Annotated in this window: 10 protein-coding genes; 8 read left to right on the top strand and 2 right to left on the bottom strand. The window is 63.6% G+C overall.

Going from position 1 to position 13,781, the window contains the following annotated elements; translation table 11 throughout:
• Window positions 1–90 precede the first annotated feature (90 nt).
• The gene (locus AC5I5I_RS19190) at window positions 91–1,140 is read left to right on the top strand and encodes a GlxA family transcriptional regulator (protein ID WP_495975606.1); all 1,050 of its coding nucleotides are present in this window, start codon (window positions 91–93) and stop codon (window positions 1,138–1,140) included.
• On the opposite strand, the gene AC5I5I_RS19185 is transcribed toward AC5I5I_RS19190, so the two are convergent.
• Together AC5I5I_RS19185 and AC5I5I_RS19180 are read right to left on the bottom strand one after the other, a co-directional pair.
• Window positions 1,129–2,745 (bottom strand): LysM peptidoglycan-binding domain-containing protein, encoded by a 1,617-nt coding sequence (locus AC5I5I_RS19185; RefSeq protein WP_495975604.1) that lies wholly within the window; start codon window positions 2,743–2,745, stop codon window positions 1,129–1,131. The two genes, AC5I5I_RS19190 and AC5I5I_RS19185, sit on opposite strands and share 12 nt — an antisense overlap.
• 185 nt (window positions 2,746–2,930) lie before the next feature.
• The gene (locus AC5I5I_RS19180; RefSeq protein ID WP_495975602.1) at window positions 2,931–5,744 is read right to left on the bottom strand and encodes an AMP-binding protein; all 2,814 of its coding nucleotides are present in this window, start codon (window positions 5,742–5,744) and stop codon (window positions 2,931–2,933) included.
• A 380-nt stretch (window positions 5,745–6,124) separates the two neighbouring features.
• Between AC5I5I_RS19180 and AC5I5I_RS19175 the strand changes: the two genes are divergently transcribed.
• The 7 genes from AC5I5I_RS19175 to AC5I5I_RS19145 are packed head-to-tail and all read left to right on the top strand — an operon-like array spanning window position 6,125 to window position 13,679.
• Window positions 6,125–7,402 (top strand): amidohydrolase/deacetylase family metallohydrolase, encoded by a 1,278-nt coding sequence (locus tag AC5I5I_RS19175; RefSeq protein WP_495975600.1) that lies wholly within the window; start codon window positions 6,125–6,127, stop codon window positions 7,400–7,402.
• Between the two features lie 35 nt (window positions 7,403–7,437).
• On the top strand, window positions 7,438–8,064 hold the full coding sequence (locus tag AC5I5I_RS19170) for a DUF1989 domain-containing protein (protein ID WP_495975598.1): 627 nt from the start codon (window positions 7,438–7,440) through the stop codon (window positions 8,062–8,064).
• A gap of 4 nt (window positions 8,065–8,068) precedes the next feature.
• Window positions 8,069–8,965 carry an alpha/beta hydrolase gene (locus tag AC5I5I_RS19165; protein ID WP_495975596.1) on the top strand — a complete coding sequence of 299 codons (897 nt, stop codon included), beginning with the start codon at window positions 8,069–8,071 and terminating at the stop codon, window positions 8,963–8,965.
• A complete protein-coding gene (locus tag AC5I5I_RS19160) occupies window positions 8,965–11,319 on the top strand; it encodes a xanthine dehydrogenase family protein molybdopterin-binding subunit (protein WP_495975594.1) in 2,355 nt (784 codons plus the stop codon). Before AC5I5I_RS19165 ends, AC5I5I_RS19160 begins: the two co-directional genes overlap by 1 nt.
• Window positions 11,316–12,089 carry an FAD binding domain-containing protein gene (locus AC5I5I_RS19155; protein WP_495975592.1) on the top strand — a complete coding sequence of 258 codons (774 nt, stop codon included), beginning with the start codon at window positions 11,316–11,318 and terminating at the stop codon, window positions 12,087–12,089. The genes AC5I5I_RS19160 and AC5I5I_RS19155 overlap by 4 nt, the downstream gene beginning before the upstream one ends.
• Complete coding sequence (locus AC5I5I_RS19150) at window positions 12,086–13,201, top strand: 2Fe-2S iron-sulfur cluster-binding protein (RefSeq protein ID WP_495975590.1); 1,116 nt, start codon at window positions 12,086–12,088, stop codon at window positions 13,199–13,201. The genes AC5I5I_RS19155 and AC5I5I_RS19150 overlap by 4 nt, the downstream gene beginning before the upstream one ends.
• Window positions 13,191–13,679, top strand: coding sequence for a MarR family winged helix-turn-helix transcriptional regulator (locus tag AC5I5I_RS19145; RefSeq protein WP_495975588.1), 489 nt, complete (start codon window positions 13,191–13,193; stop codon window positions 13,677–13,679). Before AC5I5I_RS19150 ends, AC5I5I_RS19145 begins: the two co-directional genes overlap by 11 nt.
• The last annotated feature ends 102 nt before the right edge of the window (window positions 13,680–13,781 follow it).

Below are 13,781 nucleotides of genomic sequence, written 5' to 3'. Positions count from 1 at the left end.
TGATCGCCCGCGTGATTATTGTCCAGGCACGACGTTTTCTTGTCCAATAGCGCCACCCTCGCTGAATTCAAAACTAAATCCCGGTAGTCCATGCAGGCTCCTGCCCCCCACCGGATCGGTTTCCTGCTGATCCCGGGCTTTTCGCTCCTCTCCTATGCCTCCGCCGTGGAACCGTTGCGTGCCGCGAACCGGCTGTCCGGCCGCTCGCTCTACAAGTGGCTTCATGTCTCGTCACAGGGCCGCGCGGTTGAGGCATCGAGCGGTCTTGGGATCGCAGCAGACCACCGCGTCGGCGACGATTGTCCCCTCGACATGATTCTCGTCTGTGCCGGCGGAAATCCCGCACTTCATCGCAACGCCAGCACTCTGTCCTGGCTCAGGAAGCTGGCGCGGCGTGGTGTGCGGGTCGGCGGCATATCCGGCGGGCCATACATTCTGGCGCGTGCCGGACTCCTCGATGGATTTCGCTGCACGATTCACTGGGAGCATCTGGCGAGTTTCGAGGAGCAATTTCCGCAACTCGACATACGGCGCAGCTTGTATGAGGTCGACCGCGGCCGCCTCACCTGTGCCGGCGGTATTGCCGGCTTTGACATGATGCGCGCCATCATCGCCGCCGAACACGGATCGGCTCTCGCCACCGCGGTCAGCGAATGGTTCCTGCAGACCCAATTGCGTGCCGGCAGCGGTCCGCAGCGCCTGACGCTGCGTGAGCGTTATGGCGTCGCGCACCCGAAGCTTCTCGATGCACTCAGAGCGATGGAAGATTCAATCGACAACCCAATGTCTCGGGCCGCGCTTGCGCGCGCCGTCTCGCTTTCGGTGCGACAACTTGAGCGGCTGTTCGCGGGTCATCTTCGCACCACGATCGGCGATCTTTATCTGAAGATCAGGCTCGACCGTGCGCGGACGCTGGTTCACGAAACCGCTCTACCGCTCCTTGAGGTTGCCATTGCCTGCGGCTTTGCCAATGGCAGTCACTTCTCGCGAGCCTATCGCAAGCGCTTCGGCGTCTCTCCGAAACGAGATCGCCAGTCGGCGGAAATCTCGGCTGACGCAGGCTCAGGACAGGCCTCGTCTCGCAGCAAGGCGCGGCCAGCCACGGTCCTGAAGTCCCGAGCGAAACGGTTATCGACCTGAACGAGCCTTCGGCAACACAAATATCTGTCCGGGATAGATCAGATCCGGATTGCGGATCTTGTCGCGGTTGGCACCGAAAATCACCGTGTAACGCTGGCCAAGGCCATACTTGGCCTCGCTGATCCGCCAAAGATTGTCGCCGCGCACAATCAGCCTTGTATCGATGCGGGGAATGACAACGGCATCGCGGCGCTCCTTGGTCTTTTCCGCGATCCGCGGCGACATCGTTGTGGCCACCTTTGGCTCCGGCTGTGGCGCGGCAACGATTGACGCCGGCGACTGGCCGGCCGGTACATCAGGCTTGCTGGCTTGGACGGCGCGTGTACTCGGTTCAGCGGCAGATGTGGCGACCTGGGCTTGTCCTGGGGACGCTGCGGACTTCGACTGCGGTGCACTCACAACAGCGGACTGTGACGGCGACCCGGGCGAGGCGGGCTGCGGCGGCGACGCTTGGGACGTCACAGCGGGCGCTGCCGCTGACGGCCCGGTTGCGGGCGGTGTTGATGCCAGTGGTGCTGCCGGGAGTTTCTCTTGCGTGACCGCGGGTGCTTGCGACGGTGAAACGAGCGATCCTGCAGGCGCAGGCTCCCGCTCGGGCTCTCGTGATGCAATCACCGATTCCGGAACAGCAGGTTTTGCTGGCGTCTGTGACGGCGCCGCCACCGTCGCGGGAGCGCGGAACGGCATTTCCGCACGCGATATGACGCTATCCGCAGCACCCATTTGCTCCAGCCGGATGCGATAGTCGCCCGGCCTTACACCGCTTTGAATCGAAAACGACACACGCCCCTCCGCCGAGGCCGTGCCCATCGCGATGTAACCATCATTCATATAAAGGCGGACGCGCGAGCCCGGCGCAGCCCGGCCGGATACGAACAGACCACCGCCCGCTTCAGCCTCTACAGATTCGATCCGCAGGTCGGCCGATTTCGACGCCATACCATCCTGCGGCTTTGAGGCTTCCGAGGGCGCAGACGGAGACACTGCCGCGGCAGGTGGCGCTGTCGAGGACGATGGCGGAGCCGCGGCAGGCGATTTGGGAGCCGTGAGCGCCGCAACCGGCGTCTGGTCGCTTGGAAGCAACGCGACCGCCACCGGGCTTTTTGACACCATCACCTTGCCATCGGGCGCTGTAGCACGCAGCGTCAGGTCATACTTTCCCGGCGGCAGCGGCTTTGGAACGAAGACGAATGCGCCGGATGAATCTGCGGTCGTCCGGTCATGGACTTTCCCGTCCGCAAGAAGCTCGACCGATGAGTTCGCGAGCGCGCGACCCGCAATGACAGCCTCGCCATTCGGCTCGACCCGCGCAACGTCGAATGACGGCGCCGGATCCGTACTTGCCGGAGGCAATGGAGACGAAGGCGCGAGCCGGTCGCCGAGGTCCTTGATCGTTTTGTTGGCCTCGGTGATCGCTGAAGCAGGCTTCTCAGGCGCCGGTGCCGATACGACAGGCTTGGGCTGGTCGGCCGGACCTTTGCTCGCGGTCGGGAACGGCAGGCCGGCAAACCGTCCGGACGCAATCAGCCACCACACCAGGGCAGCAAGACCCACCAGCACCACCAAGGAGATCGTTACGCCGCGGGCCGCGAAGGTCCGGTTCATGGGCAATCCCTGCCTGCTTTCGTTCAGCCGCCGATTCTAGAGCAATTGCGTGATCGTGGAAACCGCCACGAGTCGGTGCAAGCCTTGCTTTCCAGATGTCAGCCGCAAACTCGCGACGGCCCCCTTCTTTGGACCATCGCAGAAGAGCTTTCGAACCAAGCGCCGAACCGCTCGGGCCGATCTGCTCACAGGTCTTCGATCAACTCCGACGGCCTCTGAAGGTCCGGTTCGTTCAAGTTTTCAAGCATGGCCGCACGCACGCCATCACGGAGTCGGACGGCTGCGGAAAAGTCACGACCATCCGGTGCCAAAGGCTCGCCGACCGCCACGCTGACAGGGGAAAACCGAGGCCACCATTGATCGCCTTGCAGCATGCGACGGGTACCGCGAATGGCGACTGGAATCACCGGCAGACCGGCTTCGCACGCAACCTTGAAGGCGCCCAGACGAAATGGCAGCAGCCCGGGCTGCGCGGTAAACGTTCCTTCCGGAAACACGACCAGCAGACGCCCTTCTCTTGCCATCGCGCCCATGCGTTCGGCATCGGCAACACTCGCCGCAACGTCATGCCGTTCGACGAAAATCGCCCCCAGCCGGCGCAGAAACGGGCCCGCGACGATCTGGCCGGCAAGCTCGCTCTTTGCGGCATAAAGCGGCTCGCCCGGAACTGCCGCAGCCAGGACGAGCGCGTCAGCGTAGCTCGAATGGTTCGCGGCAAGTACCGCATGTCCCCGTGCCATCGCCTCGCGATTGGCCACTCGGCACGGCGTGCCGACCAGCACAAGAGCGAAGCGGCAAAAAGTCCGGACAGCGGACCACCGCCACGACCGTCGCGGCAGAAGCATCACTGCAAACCAGGACAACGCCGCCGCGAGTGCGACCACCGTCCACCACCACCCGGCATAGAAGACAACGGCAAATGAGCGCGCTTGATTGGTCAGAAATGCCAGAAACGCTTTCAGTCCGATCCGGACACGCTGTTCAGAAAGGCTGCGCCGCCGCGCCCCGAGCTTTCCGTTCTCGTAGAGGGCCTTGGCGGCGCTCCGGCGAACCTTGCCGTTCTCGGTTCGCGGGATGGTATCCGGCGCGCCAATGACAATATCGTCGACCGGCTGCCCCAGGATCAATGCGGACAGCTCTCGGATATTTTGACGCAGCAGATCGATAGAAGCCTGGTCATCCGTGTTCGCTTCGACCGCGACGACAATCCGCTCCGTTCCCGTCGCACGATCGGCCGTGCCGAACAGCACGACGCCGTTCCGTACCACCGACGGCAATTGCGAAATCGGCTCTTCGAGTTCCTGCGGATAATAATGCCGGCCCGCCCTGATCACGATGTCCTTGATACGGCCGGTGATGAACAGCTCTCCGTTGGCGATATACGCCTGATCACCGGTGTCGACCCAACCATCGTGAAACAGCTCGCGCGTCTTCTGCTCGTTTTCGAAATAGCCAGACGTTGCCGAGGGTCCGCGGAATTCCAACCGCCCGGTGACGCGCTCCCCGACCTCGTTGCCAGCCTTATCCACGATCCGGATGTGGTGCGACGGAAGCACGCGTCCGCAACCGACGAGTTCGAGCGGATTTGGATCGCCGTCGGTTGCCGGCTTTGCAATCCCGTCATGGCTCAACGCTTGCCGGTCGACACGATCGATCATGGGCCCGCGGCCAAGCGGCGGAAACGTCACGCCGACGGCATTCTCGGCCAGCCCGAAGGCCGGCGACATCGCCTCCCTGCGAAAGCCATAAGGAGCAAAGCGCTCGGTGAAATGCCTGATCGATGCAGCGCTCACCGGCTCGGCGCCATTGGCGACCATGCGCAGCGAGCTGAGATCGAGCCCCTTGATATCGTCATCCTGAATCTTGCTGGCGCACGTCTCGAACGCAAAGTTTGGCGCTGCCGAAAGCGTTGCGCGGTAGCGATGGATCGCCCAGAGCCAGCTTTCGGGATGCGCGAGAAACGTCAGCGGCGACATGATGTAGAGGCGCGTACCGAAATAAAGCGAGCCAAGCCACGCGCCAATCAGCCCCATGTCGTGATACAATGGCAGCCAGCTGACGAAAACATCGGTCGAGCTTCCGTGCATCGCCTCGCCCATGGCCCGGATGTTGGCGAGCAGATTGGCGTGGCTGAGGATGACTCCTTTCGGATCGCCCGTGCTCCCTGACGTATATTGCAGCAATGCAGTTTCGCGCGCATCCGCCGCAGCAACCGTCATGATCGATTGCGCAGACCTGAGATCCGCAACACTGAGCGCGCCTTCCATGGTCGGAACGTGCGGCTTGATTGACGCAGCCAGCGTCTTCCCGCGTTCCGTGGTAATCAGCAGCCGTGCGCCGCAATTGCGCAGGATTCCCGACTGCCTTTGAACATGCTCTTCGAGTTGCGAGAGACGCGCCGGAGGATAGATCGGGACGGGAACCGCGCCGGCATAGAGAGCACCGAAAAACGCGACGAAAAAATCCGTCCCGGTGGGCAGCATGAGCGCAATGCGGTCGCCGCGGTTGATCTTCCGCGCCTGAAGACCGGCCGCAATCTCCCGTGCCGTGCGGGCCAATTCGCCATAGCTCAGTGTTGCCGGCTCCGCCCCATCCTGCAGATAGGTCAGGTGCGGCCGCTCCGGATGTTGCGCGGCGTGCCATTCCAGCGCCTCGACCAAGGTTCCGGCAGTGTCGGGAGCGGCAACCGGCGGCAGCGCTTCGACGGGCGGCGAGACTTGGACCGCGACACTGGCTCCTGTCGTGGAACCACGCAGCGCGTTGAGAAGGTCGCCGACGGTCTCGGCCTCGTTCAGCGTTCCTTCGGGCAGCCGTATCCTGAAGGCCTGCTCTATGCGCATGAGCAATTCGGCGCGGCTCAGGCTGTCGAGCCCGAGATCGCGGTCGAGACGGCTCCTTGCAGAGATGTCGACGTTTTTCTGCGGCTGGATCTCACGCAGTAGCGTCCGCACAATCTCGATGAGAGCGGTTTCCACCTCCGACGAGTTTTGCAGCGCCATCTTGGCTTTATAGCATCTGGAGCTCGCAGATTGTTGACGCGGATCAACGCCCCTCGCTTGCGAAACAGGGGGGTCAATTGTGGCAGCCACGTCCCCTCCCGGCACGCAAAGGTCGCCGCCAGTATTTGAGGGAGCGGGACGCGCGGCGCGGGCGCACGCGCTGCAGCAATGCTCACAGCTCGTAGCGCAGCAAGTTGGGCCATGCCAATGGAAGCTGCATCCTGCCTATCAATGGGGCAGCCCTCAGGCGCACAGGCCAAAAACTCGACCCATTGCAATCTTGATCGGCTGGCACGCAGCTTGCTAAAACGTTGCTTAAAGACGTCAGTACACTGACGATTGTTTCTTGCACGCCGCGACACGCTGAATGGGCCACACACATGATTGAAAATTCTCCCTTCGACATTGTGATCAGCGGCGGACACGTGATCTGTCCCGCATCCGGCATCAACGGCGTGATGGATGTCGCGATCAGGGGCGGCCGCATTGCCGCGGTGCAAAAGGACATTCTGCCGAGTTCGGCGAAGACCGTGATGGATGCCAAGGGCAAGCTGGTCCTGCCGGGTCTCATCGATACCCACGGCCATGTCTATCAGTATGTCACTGGCCGCTTCGGCATGAATGCCGACATGGTCGGCGTCGATTCGGGCGTCACCACGGTGATCGATCAGGGCGGCCCGTCCTGCATGACGCTGCCGGGCTTCCGCAATTTCGTGGTCGAGAAATCCAAGACGCGCGTGCTGGCGTTTCTGTCGGCCTATCTGGTCGGCGGACTGGAAGGGCATCTCTATCCCAATCTCTACAGCCCTGACGGCGTGGATATCGACGCCACGGTGCTGTCGGCCAATGCCAACAAGGATATCGTGCGCGGCATCAAGGGCCATGCCGAGATTGGCGGTTTCGCACGCTGGGGCATCAAGGTGCTGGAAATGTCGGCTGAAATCGGCCGCCAGACCGATCTGCCGCTTTACGTCCATTTCGGGCAGCTCTGGGGCCTGCCGGAAAGCGGCGCCAATGGCGAGGATGCCGACACCATCATCGAGCGCGTGATCCCGCAATTGCGGCCTGGCGACATTCTCGCGCATCCGTTCACGCGCCATCCCGGCGGCTTCGTCAATCGAGAGGGCAAGGTGCATTCGGTAATCCAGGCTGCGCTCGATCGCGGCCTGAAAGTCGATGTCGGCCATGGCAGCCATTTCTCGTATCGGCTGGCGCGCAAGGCGCTCGAAGCCGGTATCGTGCCCGATACGCTGGGCGCCGACATGCATGGTTACAACACGCACGTGCCCGCTCCGGCCGGGACGCCGGGCGAGCACCCGGACGACGAGAATCATCCGTTCGCCGGACAGGCGAAATTCAGCCTGACCCAGGCGATGAGTTCGATGATGGCGCTCGGCCTCACGCTGGAACAGGTGGTGCCGATGGTCACGACGCATCCTGCGCAGATGGTGGGCCGCTCCGACGAGCTCGGCTCGCTGGAACCCGGCCGCATCGCCGACGTCACGGTGTTGTCCGACCTGCGCGGCCGCTTCCGGCTGCATGACAACGAGAAGACCGAAGTGATCGCCGAACGCCTGCTGCAGCCGGCCTTCTGCCTGCGCGCGGGCGAGCGCTTCGAGGCCACCGCGCCGATCCTGCCGATGGCCGTGGCCGCCTGACCGCGTCAGCGGGAGACTGACAGGGGAGCGAGACGATGCTGGCGAGAACCATACCTGGCCGGGTCATCAGCGATGAAATCGTCGCCGCCGGCGCGCCATGGTATCGCAAGATCCCGAAAGGCACGATGCTGCGCATTGTCGACCTGGAAGGCTGTCAGGCCGTCGACACCCTGATCTTCGATGCCAACCGCAGCGACGTGCGCTACAATGCGCCGAATACGGTCAAACTCGCCAAGAGCGTCTACGTGTCAAAGGGCGTCGTGTTGTACGACGACCTGGCGCAGCCGCTGATGACTGTAGTCGAGGACATGGTCGGACGGCACGATACGCTGGCCGGCTGTTGCAGCCGCGAGATCAACACAGTTCGCTACGGCCAGCCGGGCAAATGGAGCTGCCGTGACAATTTCCTCGGCACCCTCGCCGAGCTTGGCATGAACGGCCGCGACATCCCGCCGAACATCAATTTCTTCATGCATGTGCCGGTCGATGGCGACGGCGGCATATTCATCGACGAGGGATTGTCGAAGCCGGGAGATTATGTCGATTTGCGCGCAGAGAAGGACGTGCTGGTCGTCATCTCCAACTGCCCGCAGGAACTGAACCCATGCAGCGGCGGCCGACCGACGCCGATCCAGCTGACCGTCTGGCAGAGCGGCCATTAGCAGCATGCCGCAAACCACCACCTTCACCGCGTTGGCCGTCGAAGACCCGCGCTCGAACTGGGCCTCGCTGGCGCAGGCGCAGCGCGATGCGGCCTATGACAACAACGGCGCGGTCGCCGATAGTCCGGCGCTGATCGAGAAGCGCAATGCCGGCTCGGCGATCTATCGCAAGGCCCGTCCGCAAGGTCTCGATATTCCGTATGGACCGCGCGAGCGCAATCGCTGGGACCTCTATCCGGCAAGCAATCCCGGTGCACCCTGCCTCGTCTTCATTCACGGCGGCTATTGGCAGCGCAATACACGCGAGGACTTCGCGATGTTCATGGCCGGCGTGCAGGCGCACAGCTGGTCCGCGGCATTGCCGGGGTATTCGCTAGCGCCGGACGTGAAGCTTTCGGACATTGTTGCGGAGATCCGAACATCACTCGACTTGCTACGGGCCGAGGGCCCGCGGCATGGCATTTCCGGGCCGGTCATTCTCTCGGGCTGGTCCGCCGGCGCGCATCTGACGGCGATGGCGCTGGACCATCCACTGGTCGCTGCCGGACTTGCGATTTCTGGCGTGTATGACCTCGAAGCATTACGCGACACGAAATTGAATCAGGCGCTGACCCTGACCGATGGCGATATCGCGTCCCTGTCGCCGTTGCGGCTGCCGGTGGTGATGAAGCCGATGGCCATCGCCTATGGCACCGCCGAGGTGCCGGCCCTGGTCAACGACTCCCGGAATTTGCATGCATTGCGGGCCATGGCGCATGCTCCGGGCGCGTTGCTGCCGATCGTTCGCGCCAATCACTTCAATATTCTAGATCACCTGACCGATCCGGACGGGGAGTTGACCCGCGCAGCGCTTGATCTGGCGAGGCCGCACATCACGGCGCAAGGCGGCAAGGCAGCGTGATGACGGGCGCCGCTCAAGGATACGGTGTCGGTCGACCGGTTCGCCGCAAGGAAGACGACCGTTATTTGCGCGGTAAGGGCGAGTTTGTCGGCGATATCAAGCTCGCCGGTATGCATGAACTTGCTTTCGTTCGCAGCCCGCTGGCGCATGCGCGAATCCGTGGCATTCGCAAGCCGGAAGGCCAGGAAAAGAATGTGTTCGTGGCCTCAGACCTCGTCGGCATCAGGCCGATTGTCGCCAATTCGGGTTTGCCCGGCTTCAACCCATCCTCGCAGCCGGTCCTGGCGCAGGACAAGGTACGCCATGTTGGCGAAGCTATCGCTGTCTGCATTGCGACAACACGCGCCGAGGCAGAAGACCTCGCGGCGGCGGTCGAAGTCGATTTCGAAGAACTACCGGCGGTGGTCGACATGCTCGCCGCGCGCGCGCCCGGGGCACCACTGGTGCACGAACACTGGGGCCACAACGTCTTTCTGGAAAGCCGCGTCGAGGCCGATCTGTCGGAGATCAAAAAGACCGCACCTGTGGTGGTCCGGCGCACGCTGCGCACCGCGCGGCAATGCATGTCACCGCTCGAAGGCCGCGGCGTAGTCGCGGTTTACGATCGGCGCCTCGATCAGATCGTCCTGTACACCTCAACGCAGATTCCGCATATCATCCGCACCGGTCTCGCCGGATGCCTTGGCGTATCCGAGGAGAATGTGCGAATCGTTGCCCCGGATGTCGGTGGCGGCTTCGGCTACAAAGGGATGCTGCTGCCGGAGGAAGTGTGCGCCGCGTTTCTGGCCAAACGACTTGGCCATCCGGTGCGCTGGCTGGAAGACCGGCGCGAACAACTTGCCGGCAATGCCAATTGCCGAGAGCATCACTACGATATCACCGCCTATGCCGACAACGACGGCAGATTGATCGCGCTGGATGCTGCGGCGACGGTCGATACCGGCGCTTATTCGATCTATCCGTTCTCCGCCTGTCTCGAATCCGCTCAGGTCGCGAGCATCCTGCCGGGCCCGTACAAGTTCGACGCCTATCGCTGCATCACCTGGTCGTCGGCGACGAACAAGCCGGGTCTGGTGCCCTATCGCGGCGTCGCCCGTGCCGGCGTCTGCTACGCGATGGAAACCATGATCGATGCCATCGCTTACGCCGTGAACAAGGAGCCTTACGAGGTCCGCCTGCGCAACCTGGTGCAGCCGGACGAGATGCCGTTCAACAACATCACCAACAAGCATTTCGACAGTGGCGATTATCCGGAATGTCTGCGCCGCGTCGTCGAGGCGATCGATCTGCCGGCGATCCGCAAACGGCAGAAAGACGCCGGTGCATCGCATGTGCGCATTGGCGTCGGCTTTTCGATCTTCTGCGAACAGGGCGCGCATGGCACCTCGGTCTATTACGGCTGGGGCATCCCGATGGTACCGGGATTCGAACAGGCGATCGCGCGCCTGACGCCGGATGGCGGACTGGAATTGCGGGTCGGCATTCAGTCGCATGGACAGGGACTGGAGACGACGCTGGCTCAGATCGGCCACGAGGTGCTCGGCATTCCGGTCGAACGCATCCGCGTCGTGCATGGCGACACCGCGGTGACGCCTTATTCGACGGGAACCTGGGGCTCGCGCTGCATTGTCATGGCCGGCGGTGCAGTCGCCACCGCCTGCAAGGAACTTGGCGAGCGGATCGCACGCATCGGCGCGCATCTGCTGCAGGCGCCAGTTGAGAATGTCCATGTTGGCGGTGGACTGGTCTCGACCGGGATTGCCAGCGTGCGCATCGATGAAGTCGCTCGCACCTGGTATCTGCGGCCGCAGGAATTGCCGAAGGATGTGAATCCGGGCGGGCTGGAAGTCACCAGCGGCTACAAGACCGTACGAGACACCGGTACCTTCAGCTATGCGGCGCATGCCGTCGTGGTCGCAGTGGACACCGAGATGGGCGACGTGACCATTCTCGATTATGCGCTGTGCGAAGACGGCGGCGTCTTGATCAATCCGATGATCGTCGACGGTCAGGTCTGTGGCGGCGTGGCGCAGGGAATCGGCACCGCTTTGTATGAGGAAATGCCGTTCGACGAGAACGGTCAGCCGCTCGCGACCACGCTTGCCGATTACATGCTGCCTGGCGCCACCGAAGTGCCGATGCTGCGCATCGATCATATGGAGACACCCTCGCCCTACACCGCGTTCGGGCAAAAGGGCATCGGTGAAGGCGGCGCGATCGGCCCACCCGCCGCTATCGCGAATGCTGTGAACGACGCGCTTCGGCCGCTCGGCGTCGAGATCAACGAACTTCCGATCACGCCGCATCGGGTGCTGTCGGCGCTGGCCGCTGCACAAAAGCAGGCGGCCGCATGAAGCCTGCCGCCTTCACGCTCGAACAACCCACAAGCGCCGCGTTGCTGATGCAATCGCAGCAGGGACGCATCATGGCCGGCGGGCAGTCGCTCGGGCCGATGCTCAATCTGCGCGTCTCGCAGCCCGCGCATGTCGTGGCCATTGGCCAGATTCCGGAATTCGCAACGGTCGAGGACACCGCCGACGCCGTCATCATCGGTGCCTGCGTCACGCATGCCGCTATCGCCGACGGACGCGCGCCCGATATCGGCAAGGGTATCCTGCCGGCGATCGCGCAGGGCATCGCCTATCGCGCGGTGCGCAATCGCGGCACCATCGGCGGCTCGCTCTGCCACGCGGACCCCGCAGCCGACTGGCTCTGCACCCTGACGGCACTTGGTGCCGCCGTAATGACGCTTACAGCAAATGGCGGGCGCAACATCGCACTCACCCGCTTTGTCACCGGTCCGTTCCGCAATGCGCTTGAGACCGGCGAAGTCGTGCAGGCGGTACGAATCCCCAGAGTCTCGCAGGATGCACGCTGGGGCTATTACAAGGCCTGCCGGAAGCCCGGCGAATTCGCCCACGCCATGGCCGCCGTGCTGATCGACCCGGCGCGCAATATCCGACGCGTGGTCATCGGCGCCGTCGGTAGCGCACCTATCGTGCTGGACGGAGCGGATGTTGGGCCTGACACGGCAGCACGCGCGCTGATGCAAAGCGGCCTCGACAAGATCGGCCGCAACATGCAACTCGCAGCCCTGCGCCGCGCCATGGAGCAAGCGGCATGACTGTGCGGTTCAACGTCAACGATGTCGCGGTCGAGGCCGATATCGCTCCGCGCACCCACCTCGCCGACTTTTTGCGCGAGGATCTGCTGCTGACCGGCACGCATATCGGCTGCGAGCATGGCGTCTGCGGCGCCTGCACCATCCTGATCGACGGCGAACCGGCTCGCTCCTGCATCACGTTTGCGGCGACGTGTGCGGGACGCGACGTGAAAAGCATCGAGGGCCTCGAGGACGATCCGGTCATGGCCGCCTTGCGTGCGGCTTTCACCGACGAGCATGCGTTGCAATGCGGCTATTGCACGCCCGGCATGCTGGTCACGGCGCGCGATATCGTGCTGCGTCTGCCGGACGCCGACGAGGATCGTATTCGGCTGGAGCTGGCCGGGAACCTCTGCCGCTGCACCGGCTACAACGGCATCGTCCGCGCCATTCGTCACGTCCTGCAGCATCGGCCGAACGTCGCCGCACGCGTGCCGGCTGCTCTGGCCACAGGCCGCTTTCAGCAATTCTCACCTGACGAAGCCGTCCCCACCATGACCGCGCCAGCGCATGCCATCGGCAACGGTGACGGCCTGAGCCAGACACTGAGCATCGCCGCACCCGCCGAGCAGGTCTGGGCCGCACTGCGCGATCCGTCGCTGATCGCAAGTTGCCTGCCGGGCGCAACGGTGACCGCGCGCGACGGCGACAGGATCAAGGGCGAAATGGTGGCCGCGCTCGGCCCGATCCAAGCGAAGTTCACCGGCGATGCCACACTCGCATACGATGACGCGACTCGCTCCGGCCGCGTCACAGGCTCGGGACGCGATACCGCGAGCGGCACCCGCCTGCAGGCCGATGCTGCCTTTCGGCTGACCGCGAAAGGCCCCGCCGAAAGCGACATTGTCATCGACGTAACCTATGCGCTGAAAGGACCGCTGGCGCAGTTCGGCCGTGGACCGATCGTCCGGGTCTTCGCCGCCGAGCTTAGCGCTATGGTCGCGCGCAATCTGGAAGCGCGGCTGCGGGGCGAAGACCTGGCGAACGGAGATGCGATACGAACAGGCGGACTGATCTGGCGCGTTGCTTGGCAATGGTTGCGCGACCTGTTACCTCGCTCCCATGTCCGATAGACGGATCAAGACACCGCCGCAATCAGCGTTCGATCTGGCGAGCCGCCCGGGATTCCTGATCCGGCGGCTACACCAGATTCATGCGGCCTTATTCATGGAAGAATGCGCCGCGTTCAACGTGACGCCGGTCCAGTACAGCCTGCTGACGGCCGTCGCCGAGCAGCCGGGCCTTGAGCAGGCGCGGCTCGCGCATGAAATCGGCGTCGATCGCACGACACTCGCCAATGTCGTGGCGCGGCTCGAAGCCCGCGGGCTGTTGCGGCGCAGCACCACCAAGACCGACCGGCGCCTTAAGCGCGTCAATCTCACCGCCAACGGCAAGCGTCTGCTGGAACAGATGCGCCAGCCGGCACGGCGTGCCCATGCCAGAACCATCGAGGCCCTGCCGCCGGCGGAACGTACGGCGTTTCTCCATGCCCTGGCGCATCTGGTCGATGCTGGAAACGACTCGGGCCGCGCTCCTCTGCGCCTGAGCTGAGCGAGTCCGCCCGGACTCGCGGCATCTGCACACTTTGCCGACAGCTTGCTTACTCCGCAGTCAGAAGCCTGCTCTCTGTAGAACCCGTCAGCACACTGACGA

The organism is Pseudorhodoplanes sp., assembly GCF_059499825.1.
The sequence above is the reverse complement of the archived record's forward strand: the minus strand, read 5'-3'. Positions and strand labels throughout refer to the sequence as shown.

Bases quoted from the DNA above. Each gene is read 5' to 3' on its own strand.
- AC5I5I_RS19170 (WP_495975598.1), top strand. From the start codon at position 7,438: ATGCTGGCGAGAACCATACCTGGCCGGGTCATCAGCGATGAAATCGTC.
- AC5I5I_RS19175 (WP_495975600.1), top strand. From the start codon at position 6,125: ATGATTGAAAATTCTCCCTTCGACATTGTGATCAGCGGCGGACACGTG.
- AC5I5I_RS19160 (WP_495975594.1), top strand. From the start codon at position 8,965: ATGACGGGCGCCGCTCAAGGATACGGTGTCGGTCGACCGGTTCGCCGC.
- AC5I5I_RS19190 (WP_495975606.1), top strand. From the start codon at position 91: ATGCAGGCTCCTGCCCCCCACCGGATCGGTTTCCTGCTGATCCCGGGC.
- AC5I5I_RS19145 (WP_495975588.1), top strand. From the start codon at position 13,191: ATGTCCGATAGACGGATCAAGACACCGCCGCAATCAGCGTTCGATCTG.
- AC5I5I_RS19155 (WP_495975592.1), top strand. From the start codon at position 11,316: ATGAAGCCTGCCGCCTTCACGCTCGAACAACCCACAAGCGCCGCGTTG.
- AC5I5I_RS19150 (WP_495975590.1), top strand. From the start codon at position 12,086: ATGACTGTGCGGTTCAACGTCAACGATGTCGCGGTCGAGGCCGATATC.
- AC5I5I_RS19165 (WP_495975596.1), top strand. From the start codon at position 8,069: ATGCCGCAAACCACCACCTTCACCGCGTTGGCCGTCGAAGACCCGCGC.
- AC5I5I_RS19180 (WP_495975602.1), bottom strand. From the start codon at position 5,744: ATGGCGCTGCAAAACTCGTCGGAGGTGGAAACCGCTCTCATCGAGATT.
- AC5I5I_RS19185 (WP_495975604.1), bottom strand. From the start codon at position 2,745: ATGAACCGGACCTTCGCGGCCCGCGGCGTAACGATCTCCTTGGTGGTG.